At 63.0% G+C, this 18,903-nt stretch carries 19 protein-coding genes; 11 read left to right on the top strand and 8 right to left on the bottom strand.

What is annotated here, in order from left to right; all coding sequences use genetic code 11:
* The first annotated feature begins 152 nt into the window (after nt 1-152).
* From H535_RS25185 to H535_RS0112425, 3 genes are all read left to right on the top strand, one after another.
* Nucleotides 153-641, top strand: a complete 489-nt coding sequence (locus H535_RS25185; RefSeq protein WP_051299149.1) for a PGPGW domain-containing protein — start codon at nt 153-155, stop codon at nt 639-641.
* Between the two features lie 58 nt (nt 642-699).
* Nucleotides 700-1,875, top strand: a complete 1,176-nt coding sequence (locus tag H535_RS0112430; RefSeq protein WP_026819806.1) for an MFS transporter — start codon at nt 700-702, stop codon at nt 1,873-1,875.
* Between the two features lie 89 nt (nt 1,876-1,964).
* Complete coding sequence (locus tag H535_RS0112425; protein WP_155838675.1) at nt 1,965-2,249, top strand: hypothetical protein; 285 nt, start codon at nt 1,965-1,967, stop codon at nt 2,247-2,249.
* A gap of 102 nt (nt 2,250-2,351) precedes the next feature.
* On the opposite strand, the gene H535_RS0112420 is transcribed toward H535_RS0112425, so the two are convergent.
* The 4 genes from H535_RS0112420 to idi form a co-directional block, all read right to left on the bottom strand.
* Nucleotides 2,352-3,446 (bottom strand): hypothetical protein, encoded by a 1,095-nt coding sequence (locus H535_RS0112420; RefSeq protein ID WP_081416645.1) that lies wholly within the window; start codon nt 3,444-3,446, stop codon nt 2,352-2,354.
* A 143-nt stretch (nt 3,447-3,589) separates the two neighbouring features.
* Complete coding sequence (locus H535_RS0112415) at nt 3,590-5,074, bottom strand: SDR family oxidoreductase (protein WP_026819803.1); 1,485 nt, start codon at nt 5,072-5,074, stop codon at nt 3,590-3,592.
* 3 nt (nt 5,075-5,077) lie between these two features.
* Nucleotides 5,078-5,938, bottom strand: a complete 861-nt coding sequence (locus tag H535_RS0112410) for a TspO/MBR family protein (protein ID WP_051299147.1) — start codon at nt 5,936-5,938, stop codon at nt 5,078-5,080.
* 47 nt (nt 5,939-5,985) lie between these two features.
* Nucleotides 5,986-6,564, bottom strand: a complete 579-nt coding sequence (idi, locus tag H535_RS25180) for an isopentenyl-diphosphate Delta-isomerase (RefSeq protein ID WP_035769414.1) — start codon at nt 6,562-6,564, stop codon at nt 5,986-5,988.
* Nucleotides 6,565-6,617: 53 nt separating this feature from the next.
* Between idi and H535_RS0112400 the strand changes: the two genes are divergently transcribed.
* The 6 genes from H535_RS0112400 to H535_RS0112375 are packed head-to-tail and all read left to right on the top strand — an operon-like array spanning nt 6,618 to nt 11,774.
* A complete protein-coding gene (locus tag H535_RS0112400; protein ID WP_051299145.1) occupies nt 6,618-7,685 on the top strand; it encodes a polyprenyl synthetase family protein in 1,068 nt (355 codons plus the stop codon).
* The gene (locus H535_RS25175; RefSeq protein ID WP_051299143.1) at nt 7,685-8,590 is read left to right on the top strand and encodes a phytoene/squalene synthase family protein; all 906 of its coding nucleotides are present in this window, start codon (nt 7,685-7,687) and stop codon (nt 8,588-8,590) included. Before H535_RS0112400 ends, H535_RS25175 begins: the two co-directional genes overlap by 1 nt.
* Entirely contained in the window at nt 8,587-10,230 is a 1,644-nt protein-coding gene (crtI, locus tag H535_RS0112390) for a phytoene desaturase family protein (protein WP_026819800.1), read from the top strand. Before H535_RS25175 ends, crtI begins: the two co-directional genes overlap by 4 nt.
* Nucleotides 10,227-10,586 (top strand): lycopene cyclase domain-containing protein, encoded by a 360-nt coding sequence (locus H535_RS0112385; protein WP_026819799.1) that lies wholly within the window; start codon nt 10,227-10,229, stop codon nt 10,584-10,586. The genes crtI and H535_RS0112385 overlap by 4 nt, the downstream gene beginning before the upstream one ends.
* Complete coding sequence (locus H535_RS0112380) at nt 10,583-10,906, top strand: lycopene cyclase domain-containing protein (RefSeq protein WP_026819798.1); 324 nt, start codon at nt 10,583-10,585, stop codon at nt 10,904-10,906. The genes H535_RS0112385 and H535_RS0112380 overlap by 4 nt, the downstream gene beginning before the upstream one ends.
* Nucleotides 10,899-11,774 carry a prenyltransferase gene (locus H535_RS0112375; protein ID WP_026819797.1) on the top strand — a complete coding sequence of 292 codons (876 nt, stop codon included), beginning with the start codon at nt 10,899-10,901 and terminating at the stop codon, nt 11,772-11,774. The genes H535_RS0112380 and H535_RS0112375 overlap by 8 nt, the downstream gene beginning before the upstream one ends.
* 22 nt (nt 11,775-11,796) lie before the next feature.
* On the opposite strand, the gene H535_RS25170 is transcribed toward H535_RS0112375, so the two are convergent.
* Nucleotides 11,797-12,525, bottom strand: coding sequence for a glycosyltransferase family 2 protein (locus H535_RS25170; RefSeq protein WP_211236586.1), 729 nt, complete (start codon nt 12,523-12,525; stop codon nt 11,797-11,799).
* Nucleotides 12,526-12,557: 32 nt separating this feature from the next.
* On the opposite strand from H535_RS25170, the gene H535_RS25165 reads away from it, so the two are divergent.
* Nucleotides 12,558-13,166, top strand: coding sequence for a DUF2238 domain-containing protein (locus tag H535_RS25165; protein ID WP_051299141.1), 609 nt, complete (start codon nt 12,558-12,560; stop codon nt 13,164-13,166).
* A gap of 405 nt (nt 13,167-13,571) precedes the next feature.
* Here H535_RS25165 and H535_RS0112355 read toward each other — a convergent pair whose 3' ends face one another.
* Both H535_RS0112355 and H535_RS0112350 read right to left on the bottom strand, forming a co-directional pair.
* Nucleotides 13,572-14,249 (bottom strand): nucleotidyl transferase AbiEii/AbiGii toxin family protein, encoded by a 678-nt coding sequence (locus H535_RS0112355; RefSeq protein ID WP_026819795.1) that lies wholly within the window; start codon nt 14,247-14,249, stop codon nt 13,572-13,574.
* A 55-nt stretch (nt 14,250-14,304) separates the two neighbouring features.
* On the bottom strand, nt 14,305-15,123 hold the full coding sequence (locus tag H535_RS0112350; RefSeq protein WP_026819794.1) for an endonuclease/exonuclease/phosphatase family protein: 819 nt from the start codon (nt 15,121-15,123) through the stop codon (nt 14,305-14,307).
* 81 nt (nt 15,124-15,204) lie between these two features.
* On the opposite strand from H535_RS0112350, the gene H535_RS0112345 reads away from it, so the two are divergent.
* Nucleotides 15,205-16,626: a cryptochrome/photolyase family protein gene (locus H535_RS0112345; RefSeq protein ID WP_081416663.1), complete on the top strand. Its 1,422-nt coding sequence runs from the start codon at nt 15,205-15,207 to the stop codon at nt 16,624-16,626.
* Here H535_RS0112345 and H535_RS25160 read toward each other — a convergent pair.
* On the bottom strand, nt 16,623-18,857 hold the full coding sequence (locus H535_RS25160) for an MMPL family transporter (RefSeq protein WP_245580290.1): 2,235 nt from the start codon (nt 18,855-18,857) through the stop codon (nt 16,623-16,625). The two genes, H535_RS0112345 and H535_RS25160, sit on opposite strands and share 4 nt — an antisense overlap.
* Nucleotides 18,858-18,903 lie beyond the last annotated feature (46 nt).

The raw sequence follows: 18,903 nt of genomic DNA, 5'->3' as shown, positions 1-18,903 counted from the left end.
CGTCATGAAGCGGACCGTCATGGAGGACGCCGTCATGACGCCGGCAGCCGGATCATGGAGCCGGCCGGATTCTTCCCGGTCGTGCCCGCAACCGACCTCCCCCTAGACTTAACCCATGCTGATTACGCCCAAAGGGAGCCATGGCTAGAGGCATGCGCAAATCGCACCCCGCTGGATGGTTGCGCCGGATCGGCCTTGAAACCCTCGGGTGGACGCTCGTCGTGCTCGGGCTGGCCGCCCTGGTGCTGCCCGGCCCGGGCCTGCTGACCGTGGTGGCCGGTCTGGCAGTGCTGTCCCAGCAATACGTCTGGGCGGAGCGGAAACTGCACCCCATTAAGGTCATTGCGTACAGAGCCGCACACGAGGGGGTCCAGACGTGGCCGAGGATCGCCATCGGGTTCCTGGGGGTTGTCTGGATTACCGGCCTGGGTATCTTCTGGGGCCTGCATCCGCCGGTGCCCGACTGGTGGCCGCTCAGCGACACTTGGTGGCTGCCCGGCGGCTGGGGCACGGGCAGTACCATGATCGGCTCCGGGATCATCGCGTTCGCGCTGATCATTTACAGCATCCGCAGATTCCGCGGCAAACAGGACCCCGACCCGGCCGCCCCAAAGGTCGCCGACCCCACTGAACGGCGGTAACCCGCCGGCGACAGTAACGGTTTAGCCCCTGGCAGGTGTCACGGGTTAGATTACGAACATGAAGAATTGGCCGTGGATCCTGCTGTTCCACGCGCTGTTTCTTCAACTCGCGGCCTACATCGTTCGGCCGGCAGCGGCCTACCGGGCGCTGGAATTGGGCGTCGACCCTGCCTATCTGGGCCTCATTGCCGCAAGTTTCGCCGTCGTCCCCCTCTTTGTCGCGGTGTTGGTGGGACGGGCCACCGACGCCGGCAAGGATCCGGCGGTGCTCGGCATTGGGGCGCTGCTCATGGTCGCCGCCGGGGCCGGGCTGATCCTGTGGTCCTCCTCGCTCTGGTTGCTGCTGCTGTGGAACGTGGTGCTGGGGCTCGGCCACCTGATGAGCGTGATCGGCCAGCAGAGCAGGATCGCCCGGGGCAATGCCAGGAAGCTGGACACGCAATTCGGCCTGTATACCTTCGCCGGGTCCGCCGGACAGGCCATCGGTCCGTTGTTGATCGTCCTCTTCGGCGGCGGCCAGGTGGTTCCCAACACCACGGCCTTGTTCACCGCCTACACGGTCTCCTGCGCGCTGATGATGTCCCTGACCGTCTTCCTGGTCCGGCGGCGGCCCGGGGTCGGACCGAAGTCCACTCCCCCGCCCAAGAAACTCAAGAGCGCCTTCGTGGAGACCACCCCGCAGACCCGCCGGCAGCTGTTCGGTGCCATGGCGGTGTCCATGATGGTGCTGGCAGCCGTCGACCTGATCGCCGTCTACCTGCCGGCGCTCGGCGTCGAACGCGGGATCCCGGCCGCCGCCATCGGAATACTGCTGACCGTGCGCGCGCTGGCCACCATGGCCTCGCGGCTCTACTTGGGACGGCTGGTGGCCCGCGTTGACCGGTCCGAACTGATCGCCGCATCAACGGCTTTGTCCGCGCTGGCCTTGGGCGCCTTGGCCGCGCCGCTGCCGGTGGTCGCGATGGGTGCGGTGCTGGTGGTCGCCGGGATCGCGCTGGGCATCGGGCAGCCGCTGACGATGACCGTCATATCGCTGGCCGCCCCGTCGGGCACGAGTGGAACCTGGCTGGCATTACGGCTCAGTGCCAACCGCTTTGGGCAGTCCGGCATCCCGGCAGCCGTAGGTTTCGTCGCTGCGGCTGCGGGTGTTGCAGGGGTTTTCGGCACGACGGCGGGAGCCTTGGCAGTCGTGTCCGTCGCATCCTGGCTGGGGCTGCGGCGGGGGCGGACCTGACTGCACCTGGCGGGCGAGCTGCCTAATTTCCTCCGCCTGCCCCATGGGCGCCACATGCATCGTATGCTGTGGGAAGGTATAGCTCGTCTATGACAGCTTCTCCTGACCATGTACGGCACATTAAGGCGGGTGCAGTTTTGAACGAGAAGGACATCAGACAGGTCCACGTGGCGGCCGCGGATCTCGAGTCAATCGAATTCGAACGCGATCATGCGGCCATGGATCTGGAGGAGGCCGTGTCGACGGCGGTTGAGCACGGCGAGCCGGTGGACGACGTGGCCAAGGCAGCGAATCTGCCGCCGGAAGACGTGATTCAGTCCCCCCTGGCTGACGATCAAGGCGAAGAACTAACGGATGATTCCCGGCCTGGCTAACTACTGACCCGGCGCACAGGGCACTTCCCGTTGCCATCCTCCTGGTACCACAATTTCCGCAGGGAGCTCCAAAGTTCCCTGGACAGGTGATCGGTGTTGTACTTAGTCGTCCTGCCGTGCCTCGTACCGCTCGATCTCCCGGCGGCCATAGGTGGCCTGTCTGATAGCGCTGTCATCTTCGAAACTGGAGCCGAGGGCTCCGGCAATCGTGCCCATCGACGTCGAAAGCCAGGCCAGCGAAATGTAGCTGAACAGACCCACAGTTTGGCCGAGAGTGGTTTCGAAGTAGCTGGGCGGAATGATGGCCAGGCCCGCCAACAGCGACAGGGCAAACAGCAGTATGTAAAAGAAGGCGACCCCCACTCCGACCGACAGTATCGTGGCGGTGTTGTACATACGGGCGTCACGCTTCCACGCCGCGTTCTTCGGCGTTTCCCACATGTGGTTGTAGACGATCAACCAGATAATCATGGCGGTGATGGCGATTAGCGTTATCCAAGATTGCCGCATCGGGGTGAGCGAGTTCGCCATGGACCAAATGCTTGAGTAGAAGATGCCGAAGGCGGAGGTGGCTGCGGCTGCGGCAAAGGCGCTGGAGAGGCTGGGGACCAGGCGCCAGGGGCGGTTGATCCGGATCATTCCCAGCAGCATGCGAATCGTGCCTGCAGTTCCCCGCAGCCGTAACGACGACGTTTTTCCCGCCTCCGGATCGGTGCTGGTGTCACGTCTGGGCGAAGTGGTTCCGGCCCCGAGCTTCTTCAGCGGCCGCTTACTGTCGGCTTCGCTGCGTTCCGGTTGCAGATCGTCGGACAGCAACACGCGGGCCACACGGACTATGGCGGTCCGGACATGGTGGCGAAGCCGGACCGGTCCGAGGGTGGGCAGAGCCACCATGCCTGCTTCGTAATCGAGGTTTGCCTCACTGATGACCAGCTCGTTGTCGATGCGCCGGCTCAATTCGGTGATACAAATCAGCAAATCCCAGTCATTTTCGCGCTTGAGCCGGTCGCTGTGCTTCCAGATCAGCAGGCGTCCTTTGTCGTCCAACGGCAGGGCTTCAGAGTGAAGATCGATTGTCCATTGAACTTGGTCGCTTACTCTCTCTTTCAGAACAGCTGGCAGTCCATCGGCGATCTCCTCGGCGATATCGGTCGGCAGACCGGGATCGGTCACCAGACCCAGGGTGATCTTGTGCAAGTGGCTTATGGCCTCCTATTTCCATGGTCAGTCGGTAGCGCCCGGGCCGCATGCAGCTTCCCGAGGGCCCGCTTATTGTCGAACGCGCCCAATTGCTATTGCAACTGTGAGGGAAGCGCCGACCTCGATGCAGCAACCCGAGGCTATGCGGCACTCTCCGCGTGCCACTCGGCGGTGTGGACGATATTGCGGGCCATTGAAGCGAATATCGGGCCGTGGAAAGGCAGCACCGACAGCCAGTACAACCGACCCGGGAGCCCACGAGGAAAGAAAATGGCACGTTGGGTGTACTGGCTGCCGCCGTCGGCTTCATCGACACCAAGTTCCAGCCACGCCTTGCCGGGGAGCCGCATTTCGGCCCGCAACCGCAGCCGCTCACCACGGACAACTTCCTCAACCCGCCAGAAATCCAGCGACTCTCCCGTCCTCAGCCGGTCCGGGTCGCGCCGGCCACGGCGCAGACCCACGCCTCCGGCCAGCTTGTCCAACCAGCCGCGGGCGGCCCAGGCGACCGGCCAAGAGTACCAGCCGTTGCGGCCGCCAATCCCCTCGACCACGTCCCACAGCTGGGCAGCACTGGCAGTGCAATGGCGTTGCCGATGGTCGAGAAAGACGGTGTGTCCGGCCCACTGCGGATCGGTGGGCAACGGATCCGACGCAGGAGTTCCCTGGCTGGCGGCGGCCCAGCGGGTTTCGACCTGCCCCTCACGCATTTTGCCCAGGGCCAGATTTACCGCCTCGTGGTAGCTGCTCAGCCCGTCGGACGGACGCTCGATGTAGCGGTCGATGTCGCTTTCTTTCGTCACAGCGTCATACTGCAGCGACTCGATCAATGGCATAGCCATTTTCCTCGGAATCGGAGTGACCAGATTGACCCAATGGCCGGCTAAACGCGGCGTCAGCACCGGCAGTGCGAGCACTTTGCGGGAGGGCAGCCCCGAGATCAAAGCATACTGATTCATCATCGCCGCATAGGTCAGCACGTCTTTAGAACCGATATCGAAGGCCCTGTTTACACCCGGGGGCAATGACAAAGCGCCGACCAGATAGTGCAGCACATCCCGCACGGAGATCGGCTCAATCCTGTTCTTCACCCACCGTGGGGCCGGCATCACCGGCAACACATCGCTCAGGTGCCGGATCATCTCAAACGAGGCCGACCCGGAACCGATCACCACCCCGGCTTGGAAAACCACCGTGGGCACTGTGGAGTCCAGCAGTACGTCTCCCACAGCTTTACGGGAACGCAGATGTTCCGAGAGCTGGCCGGAGGCAGGATGCAATCCTCCCAGGTAAACGATCTGCCGTACCGAACTCTGCTCTGCAGCGCGGGCAACGGTCCGGGCAGTCTCTGCCTCACGCTGCTCAAACCCGCTGCCGGAACCCATGGCGTGGACCAGATAGTAGAGCGTGGACACAGACTGGCAGGCAGCAGCCGTACTGTCTTGATCGGTCAGGTCTCCCTGGACAATTTCCACGTCTTGAGCCCACGGCACGTCCCGAAGCTTTTCCGGAGAACGCACCAGCACCCTTACCCGGTGCCCGGCATCCAGCAGACGGGGCACCAACCGGCCACCGATATAGCCGGTCGCGCCGGTGACCAGAACGACATCGTCATCTTTTTCCATCGTTCAACCTGCACTTTCGCTGTTGGTGGTCATGCGTTCCCGTCTTGTGGCGCTGGACAGGCGGACGACGACGGTGGCGCCCAGTACTACACCTGCCGCAACACCTGCAGCCACGGCCGTCGTCGTCGATTCGAGTTCTCCGGTGACCCGCGCCGCGGCCATCCAGCCCAGCCCCCAGACGATGGCGGCTGCCACCGCCCACCGGCCCCGGCCGGCTGCCGCCAGTCCCCCGCCGACAACTGCCACGACGGCGAGCACACTCGAGGCCCATACCCCGGCCGGAATCCCGAACCCGGTGAATCCGGCGGCGGAGAGCGCCGCTGCGATGTTGGCGCATACCGCCACGCAGACCCAGCCGAGGTACAAACCGAGCGTGCCGTCGACAACGAGCCGGTCCATCCACCCGTCAGCAGGACGCCGCACATACCGTGTGAAAACCATCGCCAGCACCCCCAGCAGAACGGCGATCACCAGCACGCTGAAATTGAGCCAACCGGCTTGGATGGAGAGAATCCATCCCGCATTCAGCAGCATGGACGCGGCAACCAGCCATCCCAGCGAGCGATGCCGCGCCCTGCGGCGCTGCGCCGGCAGCCACTGCCAGACGGCGTACGCCACCAGCCCGGCGTAGATCACCGTCCAAATATTGAACGCCGGGCTTGCCGGGGCAAGCAAGGTCGCGCTGGAACTCAACGCTCCGCCGGCCGCCTGCGCTATGGGCGTTCCGCCGAATACGCCAACGCCAATCATCGAACCTATGATGCAGACCAGCAGGCTGACGGAAACGACAAGTTGGCGCACCCTGTCCATGGGTTTGCCACTGGCCGTGACCGATCCACCTGCGGGTGCTGCGTATGCGTTCATTCTTCTCCATGATCTGTATACCCGGTGCACGGGTTGTGCTGCTTGCGCTAACGGGTTCCAATCCATCCATTCCCAGACGGGGAGCCGATGACTTCCTTGAGCTGCTCCAGTTGCCACACTGACCATGGACTGAACGCCCAGGGAGCATCCTCCGTGGCGCGGATAAAGCCCACCGGGTCGACCCATCGCCATTCGGCAACTTCGTCTGTGTTGGCCACCGGTTCGTTGGTCGTCTGCGCCGTATATACAGTGCACAACTCGTTCTCCACCACTCCGGATGCGTCGATGGCCCGATAACGGAAATCCGGCAATACCAGCTCCAACTGCTGCACGCTGATGCCCAACTCTTCGAAGGCACGTCGGTGCACGGCGTCGGCGGCTGCTTCTTCCGGAAGGGGATGGCCGCAAAAGGAATTCGTCCATACTCCAGGCCAGGTCTTCTTGCCGAGTGCCCGGCGGGTGACCAGTAACCTGCCGTCCTCATCGAACACGTAGCACGAGACGGCCAGGTGTAACGAGGTTTGGTCCGTATGCACCGAAGACTTCGCGGCTGTTCCAATGGGATTTCCGTCGTCGTCGGCCAATACCACCAGTTCATGGGTTGTCTCTGGAACACCGGTCTTCATAATTGACAGTCTACAGATATCTCCATAGTCGAGGTATCTGTAGAATAATCCTCATGACTCTCGGTGTTTCCGCCCCTAACGCCGCTGCGTTGGACCGCGTGGAAAGCGTACTGACCGAGTTCTTCGCTTCGGCTGAACAACGCGCCGGCCGGATGGGCCCTGCCTACCAGCGCCTGTGGCATGCCCTCGAAGACAGCACCCGCGGCGGCAAACGCCTGCGTCCGCGGTTGGTGATGACAGCCTTCGATGGACTGGCCGGAACCAATATCACCGGCGCAGCCACCATCGCGGCCGCATTCGAGATGCTGCACACGGCCCTGATCATTCACGACGACGTGATCGACCATGACGTCGAGCGACGCGGGGCGGCCAATATTGCCGGCACCTACCGTAATCAGGCGTTGAGTGCGGGTTTCACCCAGGCGGATTCCCTGCACCGCGGAAGCTCAGCCGCCATCATCGCGGGCGACCTGGCACTAACCAGCACATTCCGGCTCGCCAACAGTGCTGCTATGCCTTCCTGGGTGCGGGACAGGATTTTCGAGGTGCTCGATGAGGCCGTATTCGCTTCCGCTGGAGGAGAAGTCCTGGACGTCGATTTCACCACCCCCGGAGCCGCCCCTTCTCCGCTGGAGGTGATGAATATGTCGCGGTGGAAGACCGCGGTCTATTCCTTCGAGGCTCCACTCATGGCCGGCGGCCTGCTTGCGGAGGCCGACGACGACGTCGTGCAATGCCTTGGCACCGTCGGACGACTGGCGGGGACTGCCTATCAGCTCGTCGACGATGTGCTGGGGGTGTTCGGTGATGGGGTCGTGACCGGCAAGTCCACTATTGGCGACCTTGTGGAAGGGAAATACACTTTGCTGATGTCCTACGCCTCAAATACTAAGGAATGGGAACAGATCTCTGCTCTGCTGGGACGGCGGACTTTGTCGGCCGATCAGGCGGATCAAGTCCGCCACCTGCTCGATACCTGCGGCTCCCGCGAGTACGTCGAAGCCCAAGCGGAAGAGTGCGCCAAGTCCGCCCGTGACGTTCTCGCCAGTGCAACGCTGCCGGAACCGCTCGCGCTGGACCTGTCCGCCATCGTCGATCAGAGTGTGGGACGGAGCAGCTGATGAACACTGGCACAACGCCTCAGGCACGACTGTATGCCCGCGTCGCCGATTCCACCGCCCGAATGGTGATGAACCGCTACTCGACGTCATTCACCCTGGCCTGCCGGCTACTGGCCAGGCCCGTGCGCCGCGATGTGCAGAACATCTACGCGCTGGTCAGGATCGCGGACGAAATTGTCGACGGCGCCGGCTCAGGTTCCGGAGCGGAAGCAGCCAGGGTGCGGGCTTGTTTGGATGAGTTTGAACGTGACACTGAAGCAGCCATGATTAGTGGCTACAGCGCTAATCTGGTCATCCACGCATTCGCGCTTACTGCCCGGCGGGTCGGCATCACCACCGAATTGACCCGGCCATTTTTCGCCTCCATGCGGATCGACCTGACCCGGGAGGCCCACTCCGGGCAGAGCCTGGACGAGTATATCTATGGTTCGGCCGAGGTGGTCGGGCTGATGTGCCTGCAGGCATTCTTGCTGGGTCACTCCGTCAGCATTGACGACCGGAGACTGTTGACGGAGGGCGCCCGCCGTTTGGGCGCTGCCTTCCAAAAGGTCAATTTCCTGCGCGATTTGGCTCAGGACGGGGAGGCGCTCGGGCGTCAATATATTCCGGGCCTGAGCCTTGAACGGCTCAACGAGGCGGCGAAAGAAGAAGTCCTTGCCGACATCGCTGCGGACCTGGCCGTGGCCGGATCCACCATCGGGATGCTGCCGTCCAGCAGCCGCAACGCCGTCGCCGTGGCTCACGCGCTGTTCGCGGAATTGGCCGCACGTCTCGAACGGGCACCGGTCGCGGAGCTGGCGGAGAGACGAATCCGCGTGCCCAACCATACGAAGGCCAGGCTTGCAGCGGTCACCTGTTACCGGCAAACGGGGTTGCTGCGGCGTGCCGAACGGCAACCGGCATGAGCGCTCCAAGCGCCGGACCGCGTCAGCACGCGGTAATCATCGGAGCAGGAGTGGCGGGGCTGGCGAGTGCAGCATTGCTCTCCCGCTCCGGATATGACGTCACGGTGGTGGAGAAAAACTCCAACGACGGCGGCAGGGCAGGTTGTTGGGAATCCGACGGCTTCCGCTTCGATACCGGACCGTCCTGGTACCTGATGCCGGAAGTCTTCGACCATTTTTTCCGGCTAATGGGCACCTCAGCCGAAGCGCAGTTGGATCTGAGCGTCCTCGATCCGGCGTACCGCGTCTATTTCGAGAACCACGCTCAGCCGGTGGACCTCTATCACGGCAGAGCATCGAATAGGGAAGTTTTCGAGTCCCTGGAGACAGGCGCAGGGAACAGACTGGCTGCGTACTTGGATTCGGCAGCTGAGACGTACCGATTGGCGATGAAGTACTTCCTGTACAACACCTTCTCCTCGTTCCGCGCCCTGGCCACGGCGGAAGTCGCGAAGAACTTGCCACGCCTCGCGCGCCTGCTGCTGCAGCCGCTGGACAAGTTCGCCGCCCGCTATGTGAAGGATGACCGGCTGCAGAAGATCCTGGGTTACCCTGCGGTCTTCCTCGGCTCCGCACCCTCGATGGCGCCCAGCATGTATCACCTGATGAGCCATTTCGACCTGGACGATGCCGTGCTTTATCCGCGAGGCGGTTTCGTCCGCTTCGTTGAGGCGCTGAAGAAACTGGCTGCGGAAAACGGCGCCAGGTTCATTTACGACACCGAGGTCAGCGCCATTCTAACCAACCCGGGCCGAGGGTCGGGCCAGGGCGCGCGAGGCAGCACGGCCACCGGCGTACGCTACCGCGACGGCGGGGGCAGGACCGCGGAACTGGATGCCGACATCGTGGTCTCCGCGGCCGATCTGCACCACACCGAGACCGCCCTGCTGCCACGACGGCTGCAAAGCTACCCCGCCCGCTACTGGAACAATCGGGTGGCCGGGCCCGGTGCCTTGCTCATTATGCTCGGCGTGCGTGGCCAGTTGCCCGGGCTGCTGCACCATAACCTGCTGTTCTCAGCGGATTGGAAAGCGAACTTCGAGGCGATCTTCGGCAAGACGCCCACAGTCCCCGAGCCGCCGTCGGTCTATGTTTGTAAACCGAGCGCCACCGACGCGGACGCGGCGCCACCCGGGCACGAAAACGTGTTTGTCCTCGTTCCGCTGCCCGCTGATCCTGCTCTGGGATCAGGGGGCGTCGATGGTGGCGGCGATGAACGTTTGGAAAATATTGCCGACGCGGTGATCGACCAGCTTGGCGCCTGGTCCGGCGTCGACGATCTGCCGCAACGCATCACGGTGCGCAGGACGGTCGGTCCGGCCGACTTCGCCCACGACTTCAACTCCTGGAAGGGAACCGCCTTGGGGCCGGCGCACATCCTGAAGCAGAGCGCCTTCCTTCGTGGACGGAATCAAAGCCGCAAGGTGGACAACTTGTACTATTGCGGAGGATCAACGGTTCCCGGCGTCGGGCTGCCAATGTGCCTGATCAGCGCGGAGAATCTGCTGAAACGGCTGAACGGTGATACCACCGGCACGCCACTGCCGGAACCCCTGGAACGGGCACCGGAACCTGGACGAAAGGCGGACCTGCCCGGATGAGCGTGGCGTACCTGGCGGTTTTGCTGTTCTCGCTGGCCGGAATGGTGATCCTGGACTACCGCCTGTCGTTGTTCTTCCGGGCTGACCCCGTCCGGGCGTCGGTGGTGACGCTGACGGGGCTGGTGTTCTTCACCGCCTGGGACCTGATGGGCATCTCGCTGGGAATCTTCTCGCGCGGCGACACCCAGTACATGACTGGGCTGCTGGTCGCCCCCGAATTGCCGGTGGAGGAACTGTTTTTCCTCGGCTTCCTGAGCTACCTGACGATGAACGTGTACCAGTTGATGGACCGGCGGCTGCGCACCGGAACGTTCCTCCCAGCTGATGCATCCACAGAGGGAAATGCCGTTTCATGACCTACTGGCTGCTCAACTTATGTTTCCTGCTGGTCGCGGCAGCAGTTGCCCTCATCGCTGCCTTACGCACGACGCCGGGTGGCCGCCGTCGTCGTTATGCTGCCGTTGCGCTGACAGCGGCGGTGCTGTGCGTGCTGACGGCCGTCTTCGACAACCTGATGATTGCCGCCGGACTGTTTGAATACCATGGCTCCCAAACTTCCGGATTAACAATAGGAGCGGCACCGGTGGAGGACTTCGCCTACGTTATTGCCGCAGCGCTGCTGTTGCCGGCGCTGTGGCAACTGCTTCCGGGTGGAAAGCGGGACCGGCATGGGTAAGGCGGCCAGCGTGCTGCGCAACCTGTTCATCGCCTCGCGGCCGGTGTCCTGGGTCAATACGGCGTTCCCGTTCGGTGCCGCGTACCTGCTGGCCACGGGGGACATCGACCTGCGGTTCATCCTGGGCACGCTGTACTTCCTGATTCCATACAACCTTGCAATGTACGGAATCAACGACGTGTTCGACTATGAAAGCGATGTCCTCAATCCGAGGAAGGGCGGGACGGAAGGGGCTGTGCTGGCCAGGCCGATGCACCGCACCACGCTGGCCGCCGTCTTCGTGACCAACGTTCCGTTCCTGCTCTACCTGATCCTTGCCGGGACGGTGGTTTCGTCCCTGGTGCTTGCCGCGAGCATCTTCGCAGTGGTTGCCTACAGCGCTCCCGGGCTGAGGTTCAAAGAGCGGCCGTTCGTGGACTCGCTGACCTCGAGCTTCCACTTTGTCAGCCCCGCGCTGTTCGGACTGGCTCTTGCTGAAGCCAGTTTCACACCTGTCCTGTGGTCCATCCTGGCCGCGTTCTTCCTCTGGGGAACGGCCAGTCACGCCTTCGGCTCCGTGCAGGACATCATTTCGGACCGCAGCGGCAACGTGGGTTCGGTGGGAACCGTACTCGGCGCGGCGACAACTGTCCGGTTGTCCTTTGGAGCTTACACGTTGGCCGGTTTGTTGATGCTTCCCGCTGGTTTTCCCGGTGCGCTCGGTGCGGTGCTGGCCCTGCCGTATATGGCCAATGTATGGCCCTTCCATTCGTTGCCGGATTCAGGTTCTGCCGCTGCGCACACCGGGTGGCAACGGTTTCTCTGGCTGAACTATGTGACCGGTTTCCTCGTCACCATGCTGCTGATTTTCTATGCCAGCCAACGGTAATCCGGACGCCGGCAGGATGGGATCAGGATTGCTGGGACCGGCGCCGCCAGCGGTTCCACGGCAGGTTGGCGCGGCCGTGCGACCCCAATGTATGAAAAGCCCGGCGGAAACGCAGGCGCACATTCCTGCTGTCCGCCACTGCACGCGGCGATATCCCCACCTGCAACGAACGGCAGAAGCGGATGCGGAACCGCAAGCCGACATGCATGCTCAAACATATATCGTCGTGCATCAACTGGTCGTGACGGTGGACCTCGTCCCGCACTGCTTCCCAACAGCTGCGGCGCATGGCGAAGTTGGAGCCGAACAAGGGCACACTGGCCAGCGAAAAGCCTACCGCCAGGAAGTAGCCATACATATACAGCACATTCAGCGCCCCGCCTCTCCATGGGCCAACGCCATAGAACTGTCCCGGACCGGTCAACCCCGCCAGGGCGGGGTCGTCGTCGAAAACCGCGGTGATCTGCTCGATCCAGTTGGCAGGCAGAACAGAGTCGGTGTCGCACCGGGCAATAATGCCCCCGTCCGCCCGGTCGTATCCAGCAGCGGCAGCGGCCGGAATTCCCGGTGCCGGCTCATGTACCACCACAGCACCAAACCCGGTGGCAACGCGGACAGTGTTGTCCCGGCTGCCATTGTCCACCACAATGATTTCTGCAGGGGCCACGGTCTGCTCCATCAGCGAGCGCAGGCACACCTGCAGTGCCGCCGCATCATCGAGACAGGGAATCACCACGGAGACCGGCAGCATGTGCCTCACTTTACGCCGGATACGGTAGCGCGATGATCGATTCGATGATCCGCCGGCCCGCATCGACGACGGAGTATGCGGCCGACGTCGTCCGGGTCCTGGTGGCGGGAAGCATACTCGCCGCGTTGCTCTTCTTCAGTCCTGTCGACGTGGCTCTGTTCGCCCTGGTGCTGCTTGGCTGCCTGATCGCGCGGGCTTTGGCCTTGGCTGCCGCCGTCGACCTGGCGACTGCACTGATGCTGTTGGTCGCAGCATGGAGCAGTGTCCTCGGTATTTATGCGCGCATCGGCTGGTGGGACTTCGTCATGCACGCCGCTGCCTCCGGGGCGCTGGCCGGCATGTGCTATCAGCTCGTCGCGCGCGGCGCCGCATTTGCGGCCCCTCCCCCAACGGCTGCAGGTACGCGAAACCCCGCGGCACCATACAAAGCGGCCACGGTGTTCCTGGTGCTCGCCTGCGGCGCCGCCTTGAGTATCTTCTGGGAATTCGGAGAGTGGTGGGGGCACAGCTACATCGACCCGGCGATCAACGTGGGGTATCGGGACACCATCAGTGACTTGGCCGCAGGGGTCTCAGGGTCCCTGGTGACCGGCGTGCTTATCGCTTTGTCCCGAAACGCTCCGCGACCGCCCGTGCCCTGATCATAATGACGGCGGACGGCACGACTTTGCCCGTCAGATAAGTGGACAGCCTGGACGTGGAAGTACCAAGGTATGCGGCGAATTCCGCACGGGTTAAGCCACTTGTTTGCAGGGCTTGACCAAGCTGTTGGACCACTTGGTGCCGTTCACAGCGTTCCTGCCGCTCACTGGCCTGTCTCAACATCCTTTCAAACAAGGACGCCATGCCTTCGTGTTCCATCATTGTCACGGCCTCGGCCAGTTCGCCAGCCACTTTGCCGCGCGGATCATTGGCCACAGCCCGTGCAACCTTTCGCCAATGCTCCACATTGCCGCGCTCGAGGGCGGTGAGTATGCCTTCGACGCCCCACCTCTCGACGGGATCCTCGACAGAAACGTCCAGATTCCGAAAGACAAGAGACATAGCTACCCGTCCTGCTGGATTATAAGAAGCGCAAGTTTCCGGCACACTTCAACAGTGGTGACCCAGTCGCGCCACTTATTTTTCAACCCTTTGTAATCCTCCAGCTGTGTGGTGGTGCGGGAATCTTTTGATTGCGGGTTGGACAGTTGACGGATTAGCTGGGAAGTGACGGCGGTGCCGTCCCGGTTTTGGTCTGCGTAGTAGATATCCATGGCCGAAAGGACCGACGCGGCATGCTCCAGGCCGGCTTTCTCAGCCAGTGCCGCCACGTCGAGATAATCCCTGGTCTGATTCCGGCGCGCGATGAGGAAAGCTTTGATTCTCAAAGTCTCGTCCGGCGTTGGAACTCTGACGGATTTTCCAGAGGGCAGGACCACCTGATCCACTTCCAAAGGATGCAGGCGAATCAGCTGCCGCAGTCCCGTCTCAATGCCGCCCAACTCCTCCGGGATGATTTTTCCGTAGGTCGTTCTGTTGGTGGCCCAGCTGTTCTCACTTTCCAGAGCTTCGAGGACCACATCAAAGTGCTCCTGCAGATTGGTCAGCACGTGGTCGCTCTCGAATGAGAGCCGGTGCCCGGCAAACATCGCTGCGGCGCCGTCGCCCACGAGCACAGCATCGGGCACAAGTTGTTGCAGTCTGGCTGCGGATTCAAGAACGTCCGCGAGCACATCGTCCACGATTCGGCCTCCCTGGACGCACCCTGTTCAATTATCATATCTGATAACTGACAGCCTACTCCAACTCCGCCATCAGCTGCACGGGCGCGTGGTCGGAGGGCCACCCGCCGTCGTACTTGCCCGTGTTGACCACTGCCTGCCGAACTGTGATTGAGGGGGTTGTCAGGATCCAGTCGATCCGGCGTCCGTTGTTCTTCGGCGGCCGGTAGCCGGGAAAGGTCCCCCATGGTTCAGTCAGCTGCTGCCCGGCCGCGTCCCATGAGTCCCGCAGGACCCCCTCGCCGGTGAACACCCGGTGCACGCTTGAACGATGGCCTGCGTTGAAGTCTCCCGTCACGAACGCTGGGACATCCTTGGGCAGCATGTCAACGATCGCTTCCGCTGAGCGCATCCTGGATCTGGCCGAAAGATGGTCCAAATGCGTATTGAACACCATGAAGCGGCGGCCGGTGAATCTGTCGCGGAACAGCGCGCTGACCAGAATGCGCGGGATCAAGTTGCCCCAGCCGGTGGATCCGCTGATATCCGGCGTGTCCGACAGCGCCTGCTGCCGCCAATCGAGCAACTCGAGCCGGGCCTCGTCAAAGCAGATGGCGCAATGCTCGCCCACCCGGCCGTTCCTCCTGCCGGTTCCAATCCGCCGGTAGCCGTTGTCCAGCGCGGATTCGACCGTCGCCAAGTGCATGGGCAAGGCCTCCTGGAGCCCAAGTACGGTGGGACGTTCGAGCCTTAGCAGGCCGCTCACCGCCGGTTCGCGCAGCTTCCACCGGTCCGGATGGTTCCGCCGCAGGTGGGGCGTCGGGTGCCGCACATTGAGGGTCATCACGTGCAGCTGGGGCACGTGCGCAGGTCCGAGCAGCGGCTCGCCAGTCACGGCGTGTCCTTGGGTCTCACTGCGCGATCCCGTCTGTCCCACCCACCACGCACGGGACGCGTGGACCTGTAGATTATGCCCATGAGTACAACGGTAGTGTGGCTGCGCGATGACCTGCGGCTGGCGGACAATCCGGCACTGCATGAGGCGGCACAGCGCGGCGGCCAAACAGCGGTGCTGTACGTGCTCGACGAGTCCCCCGGCGTCCGTCCCCTGGGTGGAGCGGCACGGTGGTGGCTGCACTATTCACTGCGCTCTTTGGACGAACAGTTGCGGAAGGTGGGCGGCAGGCTGATCCTGCGCCGGGGCAAGGCGGCCGACGTCGTCAAGCAACTGATTGCCGACGTCGGCGCCGAAGCAGTGTTGTGGAACCGGCGCTACGGACGGCCGGAACGGGATATCGATGCCGGGCTGAAGGAGTGGGCCCGGGACAACGGTGTCGACGCGCAGAGCTTCCAGGCGAACTTGCTGTTCGAGCCGTGGCAGGTGCAGACGGGCCAAGGGGAGAATTACAAGGTCTTCACCCCTTTTTGGCGTGCGTGCCTGGCACAACCGGAACCGCGGGAGCCGTTGCCTGCGCCGTCATCGATAAAAGCGGCCAAAATCCGCCGCACCAACCGAAACCCGGCCTCCGAGGAACTCGACGACTGGGCCTTACTGCCGACCGCACCGGACTGGGCCGGTGGCCTGCGCGACGAGTGGACACCGGGTGAGCCAGGTGCGGGGCGCCGGCTTTCCGAATTCTTCGACGAGCGGGTCGACGACTACAGCGGCGGCCGCGAACGGCCAGGCCAGGAATCCACCAGCAGGCTGTCGCCCCATCTGCGGTTTGGCGAAATCAGCCCGTTTCAGATCTGGCATGCCGCCAAGGCAGACCGCGGCGCCGGGGTCGACCATGAGATCCAGACGTTCGGCTCTGAGATCGGATGGCGCGAATTCTGCTGGCAACTGCTGTACCACAACCCGGATCTGGCCACGGAGAACTATCGTCGCGAGTACGACGCGTTCGCTTGGGAACCTGACACTGCCAACGAGGTCCGCGCCTGGCGGCAGGGCCGCACGGGATACCCCATGGTCGATGCTGGAATGCGGCAACTCTGGGAAACCGGTTGGATGCATAACCGGGTGCGGATGATTACCGCATCCTTCCTGATCAAGAACCTGCTGGTCGATTGGCGCATCGGAGAACAGTGGTTCTGGGACACCCTGGTCGACGCCGACGCCGCCAACAATCCCGCCAATTGGCAGTGGGTGGCCGGATCCGGTGCCGATGCGGCACCGTATTTCCGGATCTTCAATCCGGTCACCCAGAGCACCAAGTTCGATCCATCCGGCGCCTACCTGCGCCGTTTCCTGCCCGAACTGGCTGAATTGGACGACAAGGCGATCCACCGGCCTTGGAAGCACCCCGGAGACGCGCCGGACTATCCCGAGTCCATCGTCGACCTGCAGGAAACCCGGCAGCGCGCGTTGGACGCGTATGCGGAGGTCAAGAACCGCTAGCGCGAAGCCCTCTGAGATGCAGCTTTCCCGAGTGAACGGTCCGGTTCAAGAGGCAGGCGTGCGGGTTCCTTCGACAGCCTGCCCGGCCACCAAATCCGCGGACCTATGTCGTAGGACAGCGCCGGCACCAGCAGGGACCGGACAACCACCGTATCGAGCAGTACGCCGAACGACACGATGAAGGCGATCTGCACCAGGAACAGGATCGGGATCACTCCGAGGGCAGCGAAGGTCGCGGCCAGCACAATACCTGCGGATGTGATCACGCCGCCGGTCTTCACCAGCCCCTTCAAGATTCCGGGACGGGTGCCCAATTCGACGGACTCCTCCCTTACCCGGGTCATCAGGAAGATGTTGTAGTCCACTCCGAGCGCCACCAGGAAGACGAATCCAAACAGCGGCACGGAGGCATCCGCTCCGGGGAAGTCGAACACATGGTTGAACACCAGCGCCGAAACTCCCAAAGCGGACAAATAGGACAGCACCACGCTGGCGATCAACAGCACGGGTGCCAGCACTGAACGCAGCAGCACCATCAGGATGGCCAGGATGACTATCAGCACCAGCGGGATGATGGTCCGCAGGTCCGATTGCGCCGCAACATTGGTATCGAGGGCCACGGCCGTGGTTCCCCCCACCAGCACCTCCGGGTTCGCCTCAGGAGCAATTTGCCTCAGCTCGCGGATCACATCTTCGGCCGCTTCCGACTGCGCCGGCTTATCCGTGATGGCATTGATCATCACCCGCCCGTCCCTGACCACGGGGGCAGACTGCGCCTCGGCACCGGACGGTGGGCCGGAGGGTGCGTTCGGCGATGCGCTGGAAGGCTGGCCGGAAGGCTGGCCCGACGGCGGACCGGAGGGTGCGTTTTGCGGGCTCGATCCCGTGAAGAAGGAAGCCTGCGTCACGCCGGGCGTCTGTTTAACCTCGGCCAGCACCTCTTGCCGGTCGTCAGCGCCGGCGATGATGATGACGGGGCTGCCACTGCCGGCGTCGAAATGTTCTGCCTGCACTTGCTGGCCTTTGACCGCGTCCGATTCAGCCAGAATGAAGTCGGACTGCGGCACACCGGCTGCCTGCAGCTGGGTGACTCCTGCCGCTGCGGCTATCAGTAACACCAACGAACTGATCCACGTGACTCTCGGGCGGCGGGCAACGAGACCACCCACCCGCTTCCAGAGGCCGCGGGCGCCTTCCAGCCCGGCCGCCGTTCCCGAAGCCGATTCTGCGGCGGGTGCAGTTCCTGCCCGGGGGCGGAACGGCCAGAAAGCCAGCCGCCCGGTCGCAAGCAGCACAGCGGGCAGGAACGTAAGCGCCGCAAGCAGGGAGAATACGATGCCGGTCGCAGCGATCGGACCAAGACTTTGATTCGACTTCAGTTGGGAGAACAACAGGCACAGCAACGCGATGATCACTGTCGCCCCGGACGCCACGATCGGCGCGGACGAACCGCGCAGCGCCTTGACCATGGCTGTCCATCTGGATTGATACTGCAGCAGTGATTCGCGGTAGCGCGCCACCAGCAGCAAGGAATAGTCCGTGGCAGCACCAATCACCAGGATGGAAAGTATCCCCTGGCTTTGCCCGCTCAGCGAGATCACTCCCTCGCGCGCCAGCAGGTAGATCACCAGGATGGAAGCGCAGAGTGCAAAGACGGAAGTGGCCAGCACCAGAAATGGCAACAACACCGCACGGTAAACCACCAGCAGAATGATGAAGACAGCTGCCAGTGCCACGCCCAGCAGGATGCCGTCGATGCCGCCAAAAGCGTTGGCCAGATCCGCTGTCAGCCCGGCCGGACCGGTAACGTACGACGTCGTCCCGTCCGGGGCGTTGGCGGCGACCACCTCGGTGAGAGCGGCGACAGTTTCCTGAAGTTGCTCGGAATCGGCAATGGGAACAATGTACTGGACCGCCACACCGTCTTCGGAGGGGATAGGCCCGGCAACGATGTCGCTCTGCACCCCATCGACGCCGGAGATGTCATCGGCGAGCTCCGCATACTGCGGCAATTCCTGCGGGCTGATAGGGTCTTCGGATTCGAGTACAACGATTGCCGGTATCGAATCCGATTCCCGGAATTCGCTTTGCCATTCCGAGACCTGGGTCGCTTCGGCATTGGCTGGAAGGAACGCCGCCTGGTCATTGGTGGACACCGACGAGAGCTTGCCGAACGTCGGACCGCCGACGGCTGCTGCAACCAGCCATATGATGATAAGGACGGCGGGCAACGATACACGGAGCCACCGGGGAGCGACGCTGCCGCCGCTACGATGC

The sequence above is a fragment of the Arthrobacter castelli DSM 16402 genome, from assembly GCF_000430705.1.
Classification (GTDB): domain Bacteria; phylum Actinomycetota; class Actinomycetes; order Actinomycetales; family Micrococcaceae; genus Arthrobacter_C; species Arthrobacter_C castelli.
This window is presented reverse-complemented; position numbering and strand designations above follow the sequence as displayed.